This is a genomic window from Streptomyces sp. NPDC001922, assembly GCF_042891165.1.
In the GTDB taxonomy this organism is placed as follows: domain Bacteria; phylum Actinomycetota; class Actinomycetes; order Streptomycetales; family Streptomycetaceae; genus Streptomyces.
Genome location: NZ_JBIASV010000004.1, coordinates 221,873 through 239,985 on the forward strand (window position 1 = coordinate 221,873; position 18,113 = coordinate 239,985).

An 18,113-nucleotide genomic window follows, 5' to 3' on the forward strand; every position below is an offset into this window, starting at 1 on the left:
GACAATATTCGCTATGGTGGGGCTCGCTGCGGACCGGCCACCGCCCTCACCGAGGGCGCGGGCCAACGGGAGGGACCCCGTGGCCCGCCTTCCCCTGGACGAAGGACAAGGAGTCGCGGGTGTCCAGCTCCGACATCTTCATCGGCGAGACCATAGGTACCGCCGTACTCATCCTGCTCGGCGGCGGTGTATGCGCCGCCGTCACGCTGAAGCGCTCGAAGGCCCAGAACGCCGGCTGGCTGGCCATCACCTTCGGGTGGGGTTTCGCCGTGCTCGCCGGCGCCTATATATCCACCAGCCTGTCGAAGGCCCACCTCAACCCGGCGGTCACCGTCGGCCTGGCCGTCAACAGCGGCGAGTGGGGCGATGTGCCGTTCTACCTCGCCGGTCAGATGCTCGGCGCAATGATCGGTGCCGCATTGGTCTGGTTGGCGTACTACGGCCAGTTCCAGGCCCACCTCACCGACCCGGAGATCGTCTCGAAGACCTCCGGCGAGGAGGGCATGGTCGACCAGGGCTCCGCCCCCGCGGCCGGCCCGGTGCTCGGCATCTTCTCCACCGGCCCGGAGGTCCGGAACCCGGCGCAGAACCTCATGACGGAGATCATCGGCACCGCGGTGCTGGTCCTGGCGATCCTCGCCCTGGGTCTCCAGAAGGGCCTCGGCGAGAGCGGAACGGGGACCCTGATGGTCGCCCTGGTCGTCGTCGGCATCGGCCTCTCGCTCGGTGGCCCGACGGGGTACGCCATCAACCCGGCCCGTGACCTCGGACCGCGTATCGTGCACGCTCTGCTGCCCCTGCCGAACAAGGGCGGCTCGGACTGGGGCTACGCATGGGTCCCGGTCGTCGGCCCGCTGATCGGCGGCGCTCTCGGCGCTGTCATCTTCCAGCTCGCCTTCTGAGCCCCTCCCCGACTCTTCAGACCACAGGAGCAACCGTGACCGACGCACACACCGCCGGCCCCTTCATCGCGGCGATCGACCAGGGGACGACCTCCAGCCGCTGCATCGTGTTCGACAAGGACGGCCGGATCGTCTCCGTCGACCAGAAGGAGCACGAGCAGATCTTCCCGAAGCCGGGCTGGGTCGAGCACAACGCCGCCGAGATCTGGACCAACGTCCAGGAGGTCGTCGCCGGTGCCCTCGACAAGGCGGGCATCACCCGCGAGGACATCAAGGCGATCGGCATCACCAACCAGCGTGAGACCACGCTGCTCTGGGACAAGAACACCGGCGAGCCGGTGCACAACGCCATCGTCTGGCAGGACACCCGCACCGACGGCCTGTGCAAGGAGCTCGGCCGCAACGTCGGCCAGGACCGCTTCCGCCGGGAGACCGGCCTCCCGCTGGCCTCGTACTTCGCCGGCCCGAAGATCCGCTGGCTGCTCGACAACGTCGAGGGACTGCGCGAGCGCGCGGAGGCCGGCGACATCCTCTTCGGCACGATGGACTCCTGGGTCATCTGGAACCTCACCGGTGGCACCGAGGGCGGCGTGCACGTGACGGACGTCACCAACGCCTCCCGCACCATGCTGATGAACCTGCACACCATGCAGTGGGACGAGAAGATCCTGACCTCGATGGAGGTCCCGGCCGCGGTGCTGCCGGAGATCCGCTCCTCCGCCGAGGTGTACGGCACCGCCAAGGGCGTCCTGGAGGGCGTGCCGGTCGCCTCCGCGCTCGGCGACCAGCAGGCCGCGCTGTTCGGCCAGACCTGTTTCGCCGAGGGCGAGGCGAAGTCGACCTACGGCACCGGCACCTTCCTGCTGATGAACACCGGCGACAAGGCCATCAACTCCTACAGCGGTCTGCTGACCACCGTCGGATACCGGATCGGCGACGAGCCCGTGGTGTACGCGCTCGAGGGCTCCATCGCCGTCACCGGCTCCCTGGTGCAGTGGATGCGCGACCAGATGGGCCTGATCAACAGCGCCGCGGAGATCGAGACCCTGGCGAGCTCGGTCGAGGACAACGGCGGCGCGTACTTCGTGCCGGCCTTCTCCGGCCTGTTCGCCCCGTACTGGCGCTCCGACGCCCGCGGTGTCATGGCGGGCCTCACCCGGTACGTCACCAAGGCGCACATCGCGCGCGCCGTGCTCGAGGCCACCGCCTGGCAGACCCGCGAGATCGTCGACGCGATGAGCAAGGACTCCGAGGTCGAGCTCACCGCGCTCAAGGTCGACGGCGGCATGACCTCCAACAACCTGCTGATGCAGACGCTCTCGGACTTCCTCGACGCACCCGTGGTGCGCCCGATGGTCGCCGAGACCACCTGCCTCGGCGCGGCCTACGCCGCCGGTCTGGCCGTCGGCTTCTGGCCCGACACCGACGCCCTGCGCGCCAACTGGCGGCGGGCGGCGGAATGGACCCCCCGGATGGACGCGGCCGTTCGCGACCGCGAGTACAAGAGCTGGCTCAAGGCCGTCGAGCGGTCGATGGGCTGGATCGAAGACGAGGAGTAATCATGAGCACCCTGCAGAGCGTCCCGACTCTCGGGACGCACCCGGCTGCCGGTTCGACCCCGAGCCGCGCCGAGACCCGGGAACGGCTCTCGAAGGCCACATACGACCTCCTGGTGATCGGCGGCGGCATCCTGGGCACCTCGGTGGCCTGGCACGCCGCGCAGTCCGGGCTGCGGGTGGCAATGGTGGACGCCGGCGACTTCGCCGGCGCCACCTCCTCCGCCTCCTCCAAGCTCGTCCACGGCGGCCTGCGCTACCTGCAGACCGGCGCGGTCAAGCTGGTGGCGGAGAACCACCACGAGCGGCGCGTGCTGGCCAAGGACGTGGCCCCGCACCTGGTCAACCCGCTCACCTTCTACCTGCCGGTCTACAAGGGCGGCCCGGTCGGCGCCGCCAAGCTGGGTGCGGGTGTCTTCGCCTACTCCGCGCTGTCCGCCTTCGGCGACGGCGTCGGCAAGGTCATATCCCCGGCCAAGGCCCTCGCCGGGAACCCGGGCCTGCGCACGGACAACCTGAAGGCCGTCGCGGTCTACTACGACCACCAGATGAACGACTCGCGGGTGGCCGTCATGACGGTCCGCGCCGCCGCCGAGTCCGGTGCCGTGGTGCTCAACCACGCCGAGGTCACCGGGCTCCGCTTCACCCACGGCCGGGTCAGCGGCGCCGAGCTCAAGGACCGCCGCGACGGCACCGAGTTCGGTGTGAACGCCCGTGTGGTGCTCAACGCCACCGGCCCCTGGGTGGACCACCTGCGCACGATGGAGGACAAGGGCGCCGCGCCCAGCATCCGGCTGTCGAAGGGCGCGCACATCGTGCTCAAGCGCAAGGCGCCGTGGAAGGCCGCGATGGCCACCCCGATCGACAAGTACCGCATCACCTTCGCGCTGCCGTGGGAGGACCAGCTGCTGCTGGGCACCACCGACGAGGCCTACGAGGGCGACCCGGCGGACGTCCGCGCCACCGAGTCCGACATCCAGCAGATCCTGGACGAGGCGGCGTTCTCGGTCCGGGACGAGCACCTCGACCGGGACCTGATGACCTACGCGTTCGCCGGTCTGCGGGTGCTGCCCGGCGGCCCCGGCGGCGTGGAGTCCGCGAAGCGGGAGACCGTGGTCTCCGAGGGCCGCGGCGGGATGCTGTCGGTCGCGGGCGGCAAGTGGACCACGTACCGGCACATCGGCCGCACCGTGATGAACAAGCTGGCGCAGCTGCCCGGCAGCCCGCTGAACGAGGACATGGAGCCCGTCTCCAGCCTCGTCCGCCGGGTGCCGCTGCCCGGCATCGCCAACCCGAACGCGGTGGCGCACCGGCTGCTGGTCGACCGTGAGCCCGGCGTCCGGATGGACCCGCTGACCGCCCGTCAGCTCGCCACCCACTACGGCTCGCTCTCCTTCGACATCGCCCGCCTCGTCAACGAGGACCCGTCGCTGGGCGAGCGCATCCACCCGGACGGTCCGGAGATCTGGGCGCAGGTCGCCTACGCCCGGGACCACGAGTGGGCGGAGACCGTCGACGACGTGCTGCGCCGCCGGACGACGCTGACCATCCGCGGCCTGGACACCGACGACGTCCGCGCCCGGGTCGAGGAGATGCTGGCCGACAAGGCCTGAGCACGCCCGCGCCGAACGGCGGAAAGGGGGAGAGGCCGCCGGTCTCTCCCCCTTCGGCGTACGCTCACCGCGCCCGCCCCCGTACCGCACGGAGCCCGGTTCCCGCCGGATGACGCCGTGCTGCGGACGGGGCGTCCCTCCCAGGGCATAAGGTGCCCGGCAGACATCGGAGGTCTGCCCCGCAAGGGCCCGGCCCCGGACGAGGAGCGCTGATGGCCGTCACGGACGAGGCGATCGAGAAGATCAAGGCGATGATCGTCTCGGGCGCGCTGCGCCCCGGTGACCGGCTGCCCCGGGAGAGCGAACTCGCCGCGGAACTGGGGCTGTCCCGGAACTCGCTGCGCGAGGCGGTGCGCGCCCTCGCCCTGATGCGGGTCCTGGACGTACGGCAGGGCGACGGCACCTATGTGACCGGCCTCGATCCGCAACTGCTGCTGGAGACCCTGGGGTTCGTGGTGGACTTCCACCGGGACGACACCGTGGCGGACTTCCTGGCCGTCCGGCGGCTGCTGGAGCCCGCGGCGACGGCCCTGGCCGCGGCGCGGATCGACACCGCGACGATCGAGGCGCTCGACGACCGGCTGGACGCGCTCGGGCCGCATCCCTCGGTGGACGAACTGATCGCCGCGGACCGGGAGTTCCACCGGACCGTCGTGCGGGCCGGCGGCAACGCGGTGCTGTGCTCCCTGCTGGACGGGCTGGCCGGCCCGGCCACCCGGGCGCTGGCCGGGTACGCCCCGACGGAGGGCGCCGTGCGCCGCATGCTGCACGAGCACCGGGCGATCCTGACCGCCCTGCGCGACCGTGACGCGGAGGCGGCCCGGTCCTGGGCGACGGTGCACATCGCGGGTGTGGAGCAGTGGCTGCGCTCGGCCGGCTGACCGCCCGGCGCCCCGTCATCCACCCGCATCAATGGCCGGATCTGCACGCTCTCGGCGTAAGTGCATCCGATCTTGTTCGGAGATCCGATGTATCGGCCCCGAGAAGGGGGCTCCCGGGGCCGTCCCTGGGCGTTCGCCCAGGACAGCTCGGATGAATCTTCAGCCGACTCCGCCCGGGGGCTGCGGACCCACCGGCCCGAAGCCGTAGGCTGGGGGCGCACATATTCGGCACGCAGAGGAATGGCAGCCGGGGCGGTCCCACACCACGCTCCCGGTCGGAAGGAGGCGCTGGGTGATCGAGCTCGAGGGGGTTCCCGAGCTGATCGACCCGGTCATGGTGGCCGCGTTCGAAGGCTGGAACGACGCCGGCGACGCCGCCTCCACCGCGGTCGCGCATCTGGACCGGGAATGGAAGGGCGAGGTCTTCGCGGCGCTGGACGCCGAGGACTACTACGACTTCCAGGTCAACCGGCCGAACGTCTTCGTGGAGGGCGGGGTCAGGAAGATCACCTGGCCCACCACCCGGCTCTCGGTGGTCCGGATCACCGGCCCCAAGCCCCGCGACCTGGTCCTGGTGCGCGGCATGGAACCGAGCATGCGCTGGCGCTCGTTCTGCAACGAAATCCTGGGCTTCGCCCATGAGTTGGGCGTGGAGATGGTGGTGATCCTGGGCGCGCTGCTCGGTGACACCCCGCACACCCGGCCGGTCCCGGTCAGCGGGGTCACCTCCGACCCCGACCTGGCCCGCACGATGGACCTGGAGGAGACCCGGTACGAGGGGCCCACCGGCATCGTCGGCATTCTGCAGGAGGCCTGCACCCACGCGGGTGTACCGGCCGTCAGCCTGTGGGCCGCGGTACCGCACTACGTCTCCCAGCCGCCGAACCCCAAGGCGACCCTGGCCCTGCTCAACCGGCTGGAGGACCTGCTCGGACTGCGCATCCCGCTGGGTGAACTGCCCGAGGACGCACGGGCGTGGCAGCTGGGGGTGGACCAGCTGGCCGCGGAGGACAGCGAGGTCGCCGAGTACGTCCAGTCGCTGGAGGAGGCGCGGGACACCGCCGAGCTCCCGGAGGCGTCCGGGGAAGCCATCGCCCGGGAGTTCGAGCGCTATCTGCGGCGCCGGGACGGCCAGCCGGGGCCGGGACAGCCCGGCGGGCACGCGACCGACGGCGGGTCCACGGCCGACGGCCGGGACAGCGGCCCGTTCCTGCGGGACGGTTCGGGCGGGCGGAGCCGTCCGTCGAAGCCGGCCAGGTCCGACGCGGACGACACCGGGTCCGGTACCGGCGCGGAGTCCGACGCCGGTACGGACGCGGGGGCCGGGGCGGACTCCGGTCCGGAATCCGCCTCCGACCCGGGCCCGGAGTCGGGCTCGGGGACCGGCACGGGCGACGAGTAGCGGGGGGGGGCGGCGCACCGCTCACCGTCACCCCGCTGCCCCTCCTGCTGCGATCGACACTGCCCCGATCGGCACTGCCCCGATCAGCACGTCCCGGGTCAACACTGCCCCGATCAACGCGACGGGGGCGCCTCCCGCAACGGGAAGCGCCCCCAACAGCCCGACCACCGTGGGACGGTGGGTCAGAGTGCGACGCCGAGCAGGGCGTCGACGGCGCGCGACACCAGACCGGGCGCCCCCTCGTCGGTACCGCCCTCGGCCCGCTGAACGGCTGCCCAGCGGTCCACGGCGGCGAGCGCCGCGGGCGCGTCGAGGTCGTCCGCGAGCGCCGCGCGGATCTCTTCGACCAGGGCGTCGGCCGACGGCCCGTCGGGCCGGGAGACCGCGGCCCGCCAGCGGCCGAGGCGCTCGACCGCCGCGTCGAGCTCGGCGTCCGTCCACTCCCAGTCCGACCGGTAGTGGTGCGCCAGCAGCGCCAGCCGGATCGCCGCCGGGTCCACCCCGTCCCGCCGGAGCGCGGACACGAAGACCAGGTTGCCCTTGGACTTGGACATCTTCTCGCCGTTCAGCGCGACCATCCCGGCGTGCACGTAGGCCTTCGCGAAGGGGTGCTCGCCGGTGAGCGCCTGGGCGTGCGAGGCGCCCATCTCGTGGTGCGGGAAGGCCAGGTCGGAGCCGCCACCCTGGACGTCGAAGCCCATGCCGAGGTGGTCCAGCGCGATGGCGACGCACTCGATGTGCCAGCCGGGGCGGCCCCGGCCGAGGCTGCCGCCGTCCCAGCTGGGCTCGCCCTCCCGGGCGGCCATCCACAGCATCGGGTCCAGCGGGTTCTTCTTGCCCGGCCGCTCCGGGTCGCCGCCGCGCTCGGCGGACAGCAGCCGCATCGCCTCGGCGTCCAGGCCGGAGACCGAGCCGAAGGCGGGGTCGGACTCCACGGAGAAGTAGACGTCCCCGTCGAGCTCGTAGGCCGCCCCCATGTCGCGGAGCCGTTCCACGAGCGGCACGATGCCGGGTATGGCCTCGACGGCGCCGATGTACTCGCGCGGCGGCAGCATCCGCAGCGCCGTCATGTCCTCGCGGAACAGCGCGGTTTCGCGCTCGGCCAGCTCGGCCCAGTCCGTTCCGGTGGCCTCGGCCCGCTCCAGGAGGGGGTCGTCCACATCGGTGACGTTCTGGACGTAGTGAACCTGCCGCTTCGTGTCCAGCCAGACGCGCTGGACGAGGTCGAACGCGTTGTAGGTCGCCGCGTGCCCCAGGTGAGTGGCGTCGTACGGAGTGATGCCGCAGACGTAGATGCGGGCGACGGGACCGGGGTCGAGGGTGATCGACTCCCCGGTCGCTGTGTCGTGAATCCGGAGGTCGCGGCCACTGCCGGGCAGGGCGGGAACCTCAGAAGCGGGCCAGGCATACATGCCTTGAGCCTAACCGGATGTACGTTCCCCCAACGAACCGGACCGGCAGGGTTGGCCGGAAAGGCCCTCTTGCACAACCGCTTCTCACCTGCTTCGATTCGCCGCTCAGCCCGGCAGCCCGCCCCGGGGCCGTCCGGGGCATCGGGCCCGGGACCGCTCCGCTCGGGGGAACGTGAGGTCAGACCGGCGGCCAGGGAATGGCCGGCCACTGCCCGCCGGGCTCGGGATGGCGTCCGGACCGCAGCAGCGCCTCGACCCGGTCCCGTACGGCGGCGGTCTCGGCCAAGGTGACCAGCTCCGCGAGGCGGCCCGCCAGGCCGCCGCCCTCGGCAAGATCCGCCCCGAGCCGGCGCAGCACCGTCAGCGCCTCACCGGTGAGCGGCTCGCCGGCCCAGCCCCAGAGCAGCGTGCGCAGCTTGTCCTCGGCGTTGAAGGTCACGCCGTGATCGATCGCGTAGAGCCCGCCGCCGGGGGTGCTCAGCAGATGGCCGCCCTTGCGGTCGCCGTTGTTGATGACCGCGTCGAGGACGGCCAGCCGGCGCAGCCGCGGGTCGTCGGCGTGCACCAGCAGCGCCGTGCGGCCCTCCCCGACCTCGGCGAAGCAGATGCCCTTCCAGCCCGGCCCCGGCTCCTCGTCCTCGACGAGGGCCAGCAGCTCGGCCTCGGGGTCGGAGTCGACCCAGAGCTGGCACATCCCCTCGCCGTACGGGCCGTCCCGCAGCACGGTGGGCGGCACCAGGTCCCATCCGGTGGCCCGGGAGAGCTCGTAGGCCGCCACCTCGCGCCGGGCGAGGTTGCCGTCGGGGAAGTCCCACAGCGGACGCTCCCCGGCGACCGGCTTGTAGACGCAGTCCGCCCGCCGGCCGTCGCGTTCCACGGTGCACAGGAGCACCGCGTTCGACGCCTCCCGGACCTGGCCGCGGACCGTGAGCTCACCGTGCGCCAGCAGATCGTGCACCGCCGCGGTGTCCGCCCCGGACCGCTCCTCACCGCTGCCGTCGGCCTCGGCGCAGGAGCCGCTCCGGGTCACTCCTCCCCGCGGCGGTATCCGTTCTGGCGCGGACATACGTGTCCCTCCGGGTCGAGTGGCAGGCTGCACAGCGGGCACGGCGGGCGGCCGGCGTTGACCACCTCGAGCGCCCGCTTGGCGAACGCCCGGGCCATCTCCCCGGTGATCCGCACCCGCAGCATCGGCGGGCCGTTCTCCTCGTCCTGGAGGAGCCGCTCCTCGGCCTCGGCCAGGTCCTCGTCGGTCTCCGCCTCGAGCTCGACCAGCGCCTGGGCCTCGACGATCATGCGCTGTTCCTCGCCGTCCCAGGCCAGCGCCATGGTGCCGACCCGGAACTCCTCCTCGATGGGGGCGTCGAGCGGCGCGGTGTCGGAGAGGTCGGTCGGTGCCATGGCCGGCACCGGCGCGTTGCCTCCGGTGCGGCGCACCACCTCGTCCAGCAGCTCGTCGATCCGCTCGGCGAGCGCCGCCACCTGTGTCTTCTCGAGAGCGACGCTGGTCGTCCGCCCGGCCGCGGTCGCCTGGAGGAAGAAGGTCCGGCGGCCAGGCAGCCCGACCGTACCGGCGACAAAGCGGTCCGGAGGGTCGTAGAGGAACACCTGACGGGACACGTCCTGCTCCTTGGAATCGGGGGTCGGAAGGGGAAAGCCCGCCTGGTCGGGTGCCCGGGCCGCGGCCCGTCCACCCTACTGCGCACAGCGATCACGCTGCTCCCGCGGCACCGCCCACGGCTGCGTCACCGTCGTTGCCCGCGGAGCCGCCCTCCTCGGGGACCAGTCCGCGGAAGTTTCCGGTGTCCCCGAGCCGCAGCACGAACGGACGCAGCGGGGTGTAGCGGATCGCGGTGACCGAGCAGGGCTCGACGGAGATGCGCTGGAACTGGTCCAGGTGCAGGCCCAGGGCGTCGGCGACCAGGGACTTGACGATGTCGCCGTGCGAGCACATCGCGTACACCGCGTCGGCGCCGTGGGCCGCCTCGATCCGGGCGTTCCAGTCCCGGACGGCGTCGACCGCGCGGGCCTGCATGGCCCGGACGGACTCGCCCTCCGGCCCCGGGAACTCGGCAGCGGAGGGGTGCCGCTGGACGGTGGTCCACAGCGGCTCGTCCGCCAGCTCCGCGAGCTTGCGGCCGGTCCAGTCGCCGTAGTGGCACTCGCCGATCCGGTCGTCGGTGTGCAGCGGCAGGCCCGGCCGGGCGGCGAGCAGCGGGGCCAGCGTCTCGCGGCAGCGCTGGAGGGGGCTGGTGACGGCCGCGGCGAGCGGCAGCCCGGCCAGCCGCTCGGGCAGCGTGGCGGCCTGCGCGGCTCCGAGCTCGTCGAGGGCGACACCGGGGGTCCACCCCGCGAGCACCTTGGCGGTGTTGGCGGTCGAGCGGCCGTGCCGGACAAGGATCAGCGTGGGCATGTACGCCACCCTACGGTGCCGCGCAAGCCGCGGCCCGGCTTCCCCCGGGTGCGTACGGTGGCTCCCGGGGGAATGCCCGCAGCCGCAGAGGGGAGAATGGCCGACGTGATCGTGGACTGTGCCATCTACCGCGACGGGCGCCGCACCGAGGGGCCCGCCGACTTCTCCGACGCGCTCGACGAGGCCCGCGCCACCGGGAACGCCTTCCTGTGGATCGGGCTGCACGAGCCGACGGAGAAGGAGTTCGATCTGGTGACCAGCGAGTTCGGGCTGCACCCGCTGGCCGTGGAGGACGCCCTCGCCGCCCACCAGCGGCCGAAGCTGGAGGTCTATGACGACTCCCTCTTCCTGGTCCTCAAGCCGGTGCTGTACGACGACTCGGTCGACACAGTCACCACGGGCGAGCTGATGGTCTTCGTCGGCGACTCGTTCGTGGTGACGGTCCGGCACGGGGAGGGCGCCCCGCTCGCCGAGGTGCGGCGGCGTCTGGAGGAGGCTCCGGAGCTGCTCAAGCACGGCCCGACGGCGGTGATGTACGCGGTGAGCGACGCCGTGGTGGACCACTATCTGGATGTGGCGACGGAGCTCCAGGTGGACCTGGAGGAGCTGGAGTCGGAGGTGTTCGCCCCGGTCGGCCGGGACACCAGGCCCACCGCGGCGCGGATCTACTCGTTCAAGCGGCAGGTCGTCGAGTTCCGCCGGGCCACCGGGCCGCTCGCCGAGCCCATGAGCCGGCTGGCGGGCGCGGGCGTGCCGTTCGTGCACGAGCACTCCCAGCCGTTCTTCCGCGATGTGAGCGACCACCTGACCCGGGCGAACGAGTACGTCGAGGGGTTCGACCGGCTGCTCTCCGACATCCTGGGGGCGCATCTGGCGCAGATGGGTGTCCGGCAGAACAACGACATGCGGAAGATCTCGGCGTGGGCGGCGATGGCCGCGGTGCCGACGATGATCGCCGGGGTGTACGGCATGAACTTCAAGTACATGCCGGAGCTGAAGACGGTCTGGGGCTACCCGGCGGTGCTGGTCGTGATGGCGGGCGCGGTGGTGTGGCTGTACCGCACGTTCAAGCGGCGGGGCTGGCTGTGACCGCCGGCCGGTGACCGCGTGCGGACCGGGCGGGCCGTTTCCGGTGGGGCGGCTCCGGTGAGGCGCTTCCGGTGGGCCGCACAGCCCGCGGCGGCCGGTCAGGCGAATTCGGGGGCGGCCGAAGCCGGTCCGCCGAGGGCGTCCCGGCGCTCGGGCATCCGGAGGCTGACCATCCGGTGCCAGCCGCCCAGCCGCTCGTACGCGTAGACGGCGTGGATACCGGCCGCGAGCACCGCGGACCTGGCCCGGGACCAGCCCAGGATCCGCCCCATGCGGTCCATCACGGCGAGGCTGACGTCGCGGTACACCTTGATCTCGGCGAGCGCACTCTCCCGGAGGATCCGCTGGATCGTCCGGCCGTGCCCCGCGGCCGCGAGGCGCAGCAGCTCCTCGTGGCAGTAGGCGAGGTGGTTGTCCTCGTCGCTGGAGATCATCCGGACCGCCTTGCCGATGTCCGGGTGGTCGGCGAAGTGCTTGCGCAGCAGCTGCATCTGCTCGGAGGCGCGCTGTTCGGTGACCCTGCTGTGGGCGAGGTAGGCGACGATGTCCCGCTCGGAGAGCCGCTGGTCGGCGCGCAGCTTCTCGTGGGCCAGCCCGATGCCCCGCGCCTCCAGGAGCATGGTGTAGTCGGTGTCGCCGGGGACGTCCACCGGGTCCAGGCCCCGCTTGCGCAGCAGGGCGTTGAAGATCCGGCCGTGCTTGTCCTCGTCGGCGCCGTGCCGGACGATCTTGTGGCTCAGCCCGCGCTGGGACTCCGGGACGAGGGCGGCGATCCGGCCGTTCTCCCAGCCGCCCTGTGCCTCGCCGCTGGCCGCGATGGAGCAGAACAGCCGGAACGACGCGTCGTTGTCGAAGATCTCCTGGAACAGGCCTCTGGCCGAGAGCATCACTGCCACCTCCGTGCGCGCGTCCACCCAGGAAGAGTCAAATGCGGTCGAAGTGGGTCGGCAACAGGGGCACGGGGTAACACCGCCGAACGGAGGAGCCCGTCGGCGGCATCCGCCCCGCTCCCGGGAGCTCGTTCGTCCTGGCACCCAGGGCTTCGGGGTCCGGAACCGGAGGCTTTCGGAGCTTTCGGAGCCGCGAGGGGCGTAACCCGCGGGAGGCGGACGCGTTGTGCTGGGGGACGGCCGTGGCGGGGTCGACCCCCGAGCCCCCACCACGGCCGCGGAACCTCTCGGCCGATCCCGTCGGTGCCCCTGGGTAGGGTTATTTCCGAGCCTGTGCCTGGAGGGGGTTGTGAGACGGGTGGGCAAGTTCAGCAGGGCAGCACGGAGCCGTCCGACGCCCCGTCGGCTGGGGCCGGCGGGTTCCGACTGGTCTCCCCACGAGCGTCTGGACGACGCCGCGCGCGCCTATTTCCTGCACGCGGAGGTAGCCCTGGACGCCATCACCGGGGTGCTCGGGCGGCACCGGGTGCGGGGATTCACCCTGGAGCGGGTGGTGGACCTGACCGAGGCGGGCGCGTCGGTCTGGCAGGAGGCCGCGGTCTGCGACGGGCGGCGGCTCGTGCTGTGGCACAGCGAGGAGCTGGCGGACGGCACGGACCCGGGCGGCACCGTGCTGGACTCGTCCGTGCAGGTGCTGCCGCTCGCCTCGATCCGCCATGTGGGGATGCGCACGCTGGTGGGGCGGGACGCGGGGGGCCGCCGGATCGACCGCGGTGTGCACCTCGTCCTGGCGACGGGCATGCCGCACGAGCTGAACCAGCTGCCGGGGAGCGACCCGGAGGCGCCGGTGACGGCCGCCCGCATCCGTCCGGAGGCGTTCCGGTTCAGCAAGTCCCTGGACGACGGCGGGCCGGGGCAGATCGCGCGGCTGATCGCCTTCGGGCGGCTGCTGGGGCGGCTGGTTCCGGGCTGAAGTCCCGGCCCCCGCCGCCCCGTGCCGTGCACCGGTGCCGGCCGTCCGGCGGTGCGCTGCGACGCGTGGTGTCAGGCGAGACCCGCGCGCTCCAGGGCCTCGACGCCGGCGCGCAGCGAGGTGAGGCGCTCGTCGAGGGTGAAGCCCGCCGGGGCGAGGGAGAGCGTGGTGACCCCCGCGGCGGCGTACGCCTGCATCCGCTCGGCGATGCGGTCCACCGAGCCGAGCAGCGTGGTGGAGTCGATCAGCTGGTGCGGAACGGCCGCGGCGGCGCCCTGCTTGTCGCCGGAGAGGTACTTCTCCTGGATCTCGGCGGCTTCCTTCTCGTAGCCCATGCGCCCGGCGAGCTTGTTGTAGAAGTTCTGCTTGGCGCTGCCCATGCCGCCGACGTACAGCGCGGTGTACGGGCGGAACTGGTCGGCGAGGGCCTGGACGTCGTCCCCGAGGGCCAGCGGGACGGTGGGCACCACGTCGAAGCCGTCCATGGTCTTCCCGGCCTTCTCACGGCCGGCCCGCAGCGAGCGGAGCGTGGTCTCCTCGGCGTGCTCGGGCGCGAAGAAGATGACCAGCGCGCCGTCGGCGATCTCGCCGGTCTGCTCCAGGTTCTTCGGGCCGATGGCGGCGATGTAGAGCGGGATCTCGTCGCGGACCGGGTGCACCGTCAGCTTGATGGGCTTGCCGGGGCCGCCGGGCAGCGGCAGGGTCCAGTGCTCGCCCTCGTGGGTCAGCCGCTCGCGGGACATCGCCTTGCGGACGATCTCGACGTACTCCCGGGTGCGCGCGAGGGGCTTGTCGAACTTGACGCCGTACCAGCCCTCGGACACCTGCGGGCCGGACACGCCCAGGCCGAGGCGGAAGCGGCCGCCGGAGAGGGAGTCGAGCGTGGCGGCCGTCATCGCCGTCATGGCGGGGGTCCGGGCCGGGATCTGGAAGATGGCCGAGCCGACGTCGATGCGCTCGGTCTGGGCCGCGACCCAGGAGAGCACGGTGGGGGCGTCGGAGCCGTACGCCTCCGCCGCCCAGCAGACGGAATAGCCCAGCTTGTCGGCCTCGCGGGCGACCGCGAGGTTGTCCGCGTCCATTCCGGCACCCCAGTAACCGAGGTTGATCCCGAGCCGCATACCGCTCTCCTTACCCATCAGTAACGTCGCTGTTCGGGGGACTCTAGCGTGCGGTGGCCGGATCCGTCAGGGCCGGGTTGTCCACAGGCAGCCGCGTGCGGCCGCACGCGGACAGTAATCTCGACGCCCATGGAGCTAAGGCACCTCGGCAGGACGGGACTCCGGGTCTCGCGGCTCGGGCTCGGCACCCTCACCTGGGCGCGGGACACCGACGAGCACGACGCGGCCGACCAGCTCAAGGCCTTCTGGGAGGCGGGCGGCACGCTGGTCGACACCGCGGACGTCTACGCGGACGGCGGTGCGGAGTACCTCCTGGGCCGGCTCATGGAGGATCTGGTGCCGCGGTCCGATCTGGTCGTCGCGACCAAGGCGGGCAGCGTCCCGGACCGCGACCGCCGGTTCGACGGCTCGCGCGGCCATCTGCTCGCGGCGCTCGACGCCTCGCTGGAGCGGCTCGGCACGGACCATGTCGACCTCTGGCAGGTGCACGCCTTCGACGCGGGCACGCCGCTTGAGGAGACGCTGCAGGCCCTCGACATCGCGGTGAGCAGCGGCCGGACGCGCTATGTGGGGGTCTCCAACTTCTGCGGCTGGCAGCTCGCCAAGGCCGCCACCTGGCAGCTCGGCGCCCCCGGGACGCGCACCCGGCTGGCGAGCACCCAGATGGAGTACTCGCTGCTGCAGCGCGGTGTGGAGCGGGAGGTGCTGCCGGCCGCCCTGGACCTCGGGGTGGGGCTGCTGCCGTCGTCCCCGCTCGGCCGGGGCGTGCTCACCGGCAAGTACCGGAACAACGCGACACCGAGCGACTCCCGGGGAGCGTCACCGCAGTTGTCGGCCTTCGTGGCCCCGTATCTGGACGAGACCGCGGGCCGGATCGTGGACGCCGTCTCCACGGCCGCGGACGGGCTGGCCGCCACACCGCTTCAGGTGGCTCTCGCCTGGGTACGCGACAGGCCCGGAGTGGCGGCGCCGATCGTCGGCGCCCGCACCGCACAGCAGCTCACGGCGGCACTGTCAGTGGAGGAGCTTAGTCTTCCGGACGAGATCTGCCGGGCGCTGGACGACGTCTCCGCTCCCGTGCATCACTATCCCGACCAGGACTGGAGCACCCTGTGACCACGGACCGCCCCGCCGGCGAGACCGCTGCCGCGCGGACACCCGACGACGCACCGGAGCCCGGCGGCCCGGCCACTGCGGGAGCGCCGGACGGGACCGCGCGGGCGCCCCGTCCGGACGGCGGTGCGCGGGAGGCCGGTCCGGACGAAGCGCCGGACGGCGAGTCCGCGGACGGCGACTCCGCAGTGGGCGATTCCGCGGCCGACGATTCCCCGGCCGGCGGCGTGTCCGGGGAGCCCGCAGCGGGGGGCGAACGGGCCGCGGCCGACGGGCCCTCGACGCATGCGGGCACCGCGGCCCCCCAGCCGTCGGGCACCGCCGGGGACTCGCACTCCCCCGGCACGGACGCTCCCCCGGCCGCCGGGGACGGCACCGCGCGTACTCCGGCCGCCGAGGCCCTCGCCGCGGCGGTGCGGGCGGTGGAGAGCGGCGAGCGGTCCGCCGCCTCGTTCTTCACCGAGCAGAGCCGCCCGGCTCCGCCGCGCCCCGCTCGGAGCGAGCCCCAGCCGGCACCGGCCGCTGCCCCGACCGCGGCACCGTCTCCGGCTCCGGCTCCGGCTCCGGCTCCGGCTCCGGCTCCGCAAGGCGGCCGAGCTCCGGCTCCGCCCCGTCCGGTGCGCACCGGACCGCCGCCCGCCGAGCGCATGGCCCGAGCGGCGACCGTGCGGGAGGTGCTGGTGGCCGGCGGAGCGCCCGAGGAGCTCTCCGAAGCGGTGTTGGGCGTGCTCGGCGAGCGGGCCGCCGAGGCCCTGCGGGCGGACCCCTGGCAACTGCTCGCCGTACCGGGGGTGCGCCCGGAGCAGGCCGACGCCTTCGCCCGGGCTCTCCTGGGCGGGGCGTGCGGGCCGGACGACGAGCGCCGGGCCCAGGCGCTCATCGGCTGGCTGCTGGAGCGTGCCGCGCTCGAGGGCCACACCGCACTGGAGCCCTCGGCACTGAGCTCCGCGCTCGCCCGGCGTTCCGTTCCGGACCCGGAGGAAGCGCTGCACACCGCGATCGCGGACGGCGGCGTACTGGTCTTCCAGGACGCCCTCGACTCCCCCGGCGCCCCGCGGTCGGGCTCCGCGGGCCCGCGCGCGGCGGCCGGGACCGACGACGGGGACGGCGAGGGCGAGGAGCCGCCGGTACGGGTCCTGCTCGGCCTCGACCGGTACGCGCTCGCCGAGGAGAGCCTGGCCGATGGCCTCGCCCGGCTGCTCAACACCTTCGCCCCGCGCGGCGGCCGGGCTTCCGCCGACGATCCGGCCCCGTCGCCGGAGGCACCCGCACCCGACGCCGGCGACACACCTCCCGGCGGATCGCCGGAGGCCGAACCGTCCGCGGGCGGCGGGGACTCCGCAGCCGCCTGGCAGGGCGCCGCGGACGCGGCGGCGTCCCCGTCCGCCGCCGAGCTCATCCGGGCCGTGGCCGGCAGCGGCCTGGTGGTCCACACCGGCGGTGAGGCCGCCCGTGCCGAGCCGGCGGCCGTGGTGACCGCGGCCCGCGCGCTCGGTCTCCGGGCCTTCGCCGCGGCGCACAGCGAGGACGGCCGCCGCCGGCTGGCCGGACTCCTCGGCGCCGGTACCGCCGCCCCGGAGCGGAGCGGGACGGATCAGGAGGCCCACCGGCCGGAGTCTCCCCACGGCGGCACGGAGGCGGCCGTCACGGTGGCGGGTCTCCTGTCGGGTGCCGAGGGGCCCGGCCGGGACCAGGACGGCGCCTTCGCCCTCGATGTGCTCGTGGTGCTGGACGCCCCCCAGTTGGACGTGGAGTCGGCCGCGATGCTGGTGGAGTCGCTGCCGGACGGCGCCAGGCTCGTGCTGAGCGGTGATCCGGGCGTGCTGTGGTCGGCCGGTCCCGGGCGGGTCTTCGCCGATCTGCTCGCCGCCCGCACCTGCCCCCAGGTGGCGTCCCGTACCCCCGACCCGGGGCCCATCGGCGAGCTCGTGTCGGGCATCGGCGTGGGCGAGCTGGGCGAGGTGGCGGCGCCCGGCAAGGAGGTCGTGATCGTCCCGGTGCGGGATGCCGGTGAGGCGGTGCACCGCACCGTCCAGCTGGTGGTGGACTCGGTGCCCCGGGCGATCGGCATCCCCTCCGACCACGTCCAGGTCATCACCCCCGGGCACGGCGGCGCGGCCGGCACGCGCGCGCTCAACGCGGCCCTGAAGGAGCGGCTCAACCCGGGTCCCGGCCGCTTCGGCGGCTTCGACCCCGGGGACCGGATCGCGCATGTCCCGGCGCCGGGCCGGACCCTGCCGGGAACGGTCGTGTCGGCGGACGCCGAGGGGCTGCATCTGGACTGCGCGGGCGAGCCCGTCGTGGTGCCGCGGGAGCAGGTCGGCGACACCGTACGGCACGGCTGGGCGCTCACCGCCCACCAGGCGGCCGGGACGCGCTGGCCCGCCGCGGTCGTGGTGCTGCCCGGTGACGCGACCGCGGCGCTGACCCGTTCCTGGGTCTACACCGCCTTCAGCCGCGCGGAGCAGCAGCTGTCGGTGGTGCACGGCGCGGACCAGGCACTCCCGCGCGCGGTGTCGGAAGTGCCGGTGAAGGAGCGCACGACCCGGTTGCGGGCCCTGCTGAACGCCCAGGAACCGCCCGCCGGGTAGGAGGACCTGGTCCGGGCCGCCTGCTCCGGCACGGCCGGGGCGGGCGCCCGCCCCGGCCGTGCCGGAGCAGGCGGCCCCTCGGCGGCGCGGGTGCCGCACCACGGGTGGGCCGTGCGGCCGGCCCAGCCCTTCGGACGTGCGGGCGCCGCGCCGTCGG

15 protein-coding genes are annotated in these 18,113 nt (G+C 73.4%); 9 read left to right on the forward strand and 6 right to left on the reverse strand.

The annotated features are described in order from the left end of the window. Positions 1-119 precede the first annotated feature (119 nt). The 5 genes from ACFYYR_RS08805 (at position 120) to ACFYYR_RS08825 (ending at position 6,354) form a co-directional block, all read left to right on the forward strand. The gene (locus tag ACFYYR_RS08805) at positions 120-902 is read left to right on the forward strand and encodes an MIP/aquaporin family protein (RefSeq protein WP_388848676.1); all 783 of its coding nucleotides are present in this window, start codon (positions 120-122) and stop codon (positions 900-902) included. 35 nt (positions 903-937) lie between these two features. Then, positions 938-2,461 carry a glycerol kinase GlpK gene (gene glpK, locus ACFYYR_RS08810; RefSeq protein WP_388848679.1) on the forward strand — a complete coding sequence of 508 codons (1,524 nt, stop codon included), beginning with the start codon at positions 938-940 and terminating at the stop codon, positions 2,459-2,461. A gap of 2 nt (positions 2,462-2,463) precedes the next feature. After that, positions 2,464-4,071 carry an FAD-dependent oxidoreductase gene (locus tag ACFYYR_RS08815; protein WP_388848682.1) on the forward strand — a complete coding sequence of 536 codons (1,608 nt, stop codon included), beginning with the start codon at positions 2,464-2,466 and terminating at the stop codon, positions 4,069-4,071. Between the two features lie 212 nt (positions 4,072-4,283). After that, the gene (locus tag ACFYYR_RS08820; RefSeq protein ID WP_388848685.1) at positions 4,284-4,952 is read left to right on the forward strand and encodes a FadR/GntR family transcriptional regulator; all 669 of its coding nucleotides are present in this window, start codon (positions 4,284-4,286) and stop codon (positions 4,950-4,952) included. Between the two features lie 292 nt (positions 4,953-5,244). Continuing rightward, positions 5,245-6,354: a PAC2 family protein gene (locus ACFYYR_RS08825; protein ID WP_388848688.1), complete on the forward strand. Its 1,110-nt coding sequence runs from the start codon at positions 5,245-5,247 to the stop codon at positions 6,352-6,354. A 182-nt stretch (positions 6,355-6,536) separates the two neighbouring features. On the opposite strand, the gene mshC is transcribed toward ACFYYR_RS08825, so the two are convergent. The 4 genes from mshC to ACFYYR_RS08845 form a co-directional block, all read right to left on the reverse strand. Next, the gene (gene mshC / locus ACFYYR_RS08830) at positions 6,537-7,766 is read right to left on the reverse strand and encodes a cysteine--1-D-myo-inosityl 2-amino-2-deoxy-alpha-D-glucopyranoside ligase (RefSeq protein ID WP_388848691.1); all 1,230 of its coding nucleotides are present in this window, start codon (positions 7,764-7,766) and stop codon (positions 6,537-6,539) included. A 178-nt stretch (positions 7,767-7,944) separates the two neighbouring features. Next, positions 7,945-8,832: an SCO1664 family protein gene (locus ACFYYR_RS08835; protein ID WP_388848694.1), complete on the reverse strand. Its 888-nt coding sequence runs from the start codon at positions 8,830-8,832 to the stop codon at positions 7,945-7,947. Next, complete coding sequence (locus tag ACFYYR_RS08840; RefSeq protein WP_351513475.1) at positions 8,793-9,386, reverse strand: DUF3090 domain-containing protein; 594 nt, start codon at positions 9,384-9,386, stop codon at positions 8,793-8,795. Before ACFYYR_RS08840 ends, ACFYYR_RS08835 begins: the two co-directional genes overlap by 40 nt. A 91-nt stretch (positions 9,387-9,477) precedes the next feature. Further along, the gene (locus ACFYYR_RS08845; RefSeq protein WP_388848697.1) at positions 9,478-10,179 is read right to left on the reverse strand and encodes a histidine phosphatase family protein; all 702 of its coding nucleotides are present in this window, start codon (positions 10,177-10,179) and stop codon (positions 9,478-9,480) included. 96 nt (positions 10,180-10,275) lie between these two features. On the opposite strand from ACFYYR_RS08845, the gene corA reads away from it, so the two are divergent. Beyond that, positions 10,276-11,268 (forward strand): magnesium/cobalt transporter CorA, encoded by a 993-nt coding sequence (gene corA, locus ACFYYR_RS08850; RefSeq protein ID WP_388848700.1) that lies wholly within the window; start codon positions 10,276-10,278, stop codon positions 11,266-11,268. Positions 11,269-11,366: 98 nt separating this feature from the next. Here corA and ACFYYR_RS08855 read toward each other — a convergent pair whose 3' ends face one another. Continuing rightward, a complete protein-coding gene (locus tag ACFYYR_RS08855) occupies positions 11,367-12,155 on the reverse strand; it encodes a ferritin-like domain-containing protein (RefSeq protein ID WP_388849281.1) in 789 nt (262 codons plus the stop codon). A gap of 352 nt (positions 12,156-12,507) precedes the next feature. Here ACFYYR_RS08855 and ACFYYR_RS08860 point away from each other — a divergent pair, with 352 nt between their 5' ends. Beyond that, entirely contained in the window at positions 12,508-13,131 is a 624-nt protein-coding gene (locus ACFYYR_RS08860) for a hypothetical protein (RefSeq protein ID WP_388848703.1), read from the forward strand. 71 nt (positions 13,132-13,202) lie between these two features. On the opposite strand, the gene ACFYYR_RS08865 is transcribed toward ACFYYR_RS08860, so the two are convergent. Then, the gene (locus ACFYYR_RS08865) at positions 13,203-14,252 is read right to left on the reverse strand and encodes an LLM class F420-dependent oxidoreductase (RefSeq protein ID WP_388848706.1); all 1,050 of its coding nucleotides are present in this window, start codon (positions 14,250-14,252) and stop codon (positions 13,203-13,205) included. A 129-nt stretch (positions 14,253-14,381) separates the two neighbouring features. Here ACFYYR_RS08865 and ACFYYR_RS08870 point away from each other — a divergent pair, with 129 nt between their 5' ends. Further along, positions 14,382-15,368, forward strand: coding sequence for an aldo/keto reductase (locus ACFYYR_RS08870; protein WP_388848709.1), 987 nt, complete (start codon positions 14,382-14,384; stop codon positions 15,366-15,368). Continuing rightward, positions 15,365-17,956: a helix-hairpin-helix domain-containing protein gene (locus tag ACFYYR_RS08875; protein ID WP_388848712.1), complete on the forward strand. Its 2,592-nt coding sequence runs from the start codon at positions 15,365-15,367 to the stop codon at positions 17,954-17,956. Before ACFYYR_RS08870 ends, ACFYYR_RS08875 begins: the two co-directional genes overlap by 4 nt. Positions 17,957-18,113 lie beyond the last annotated feature (157 nt).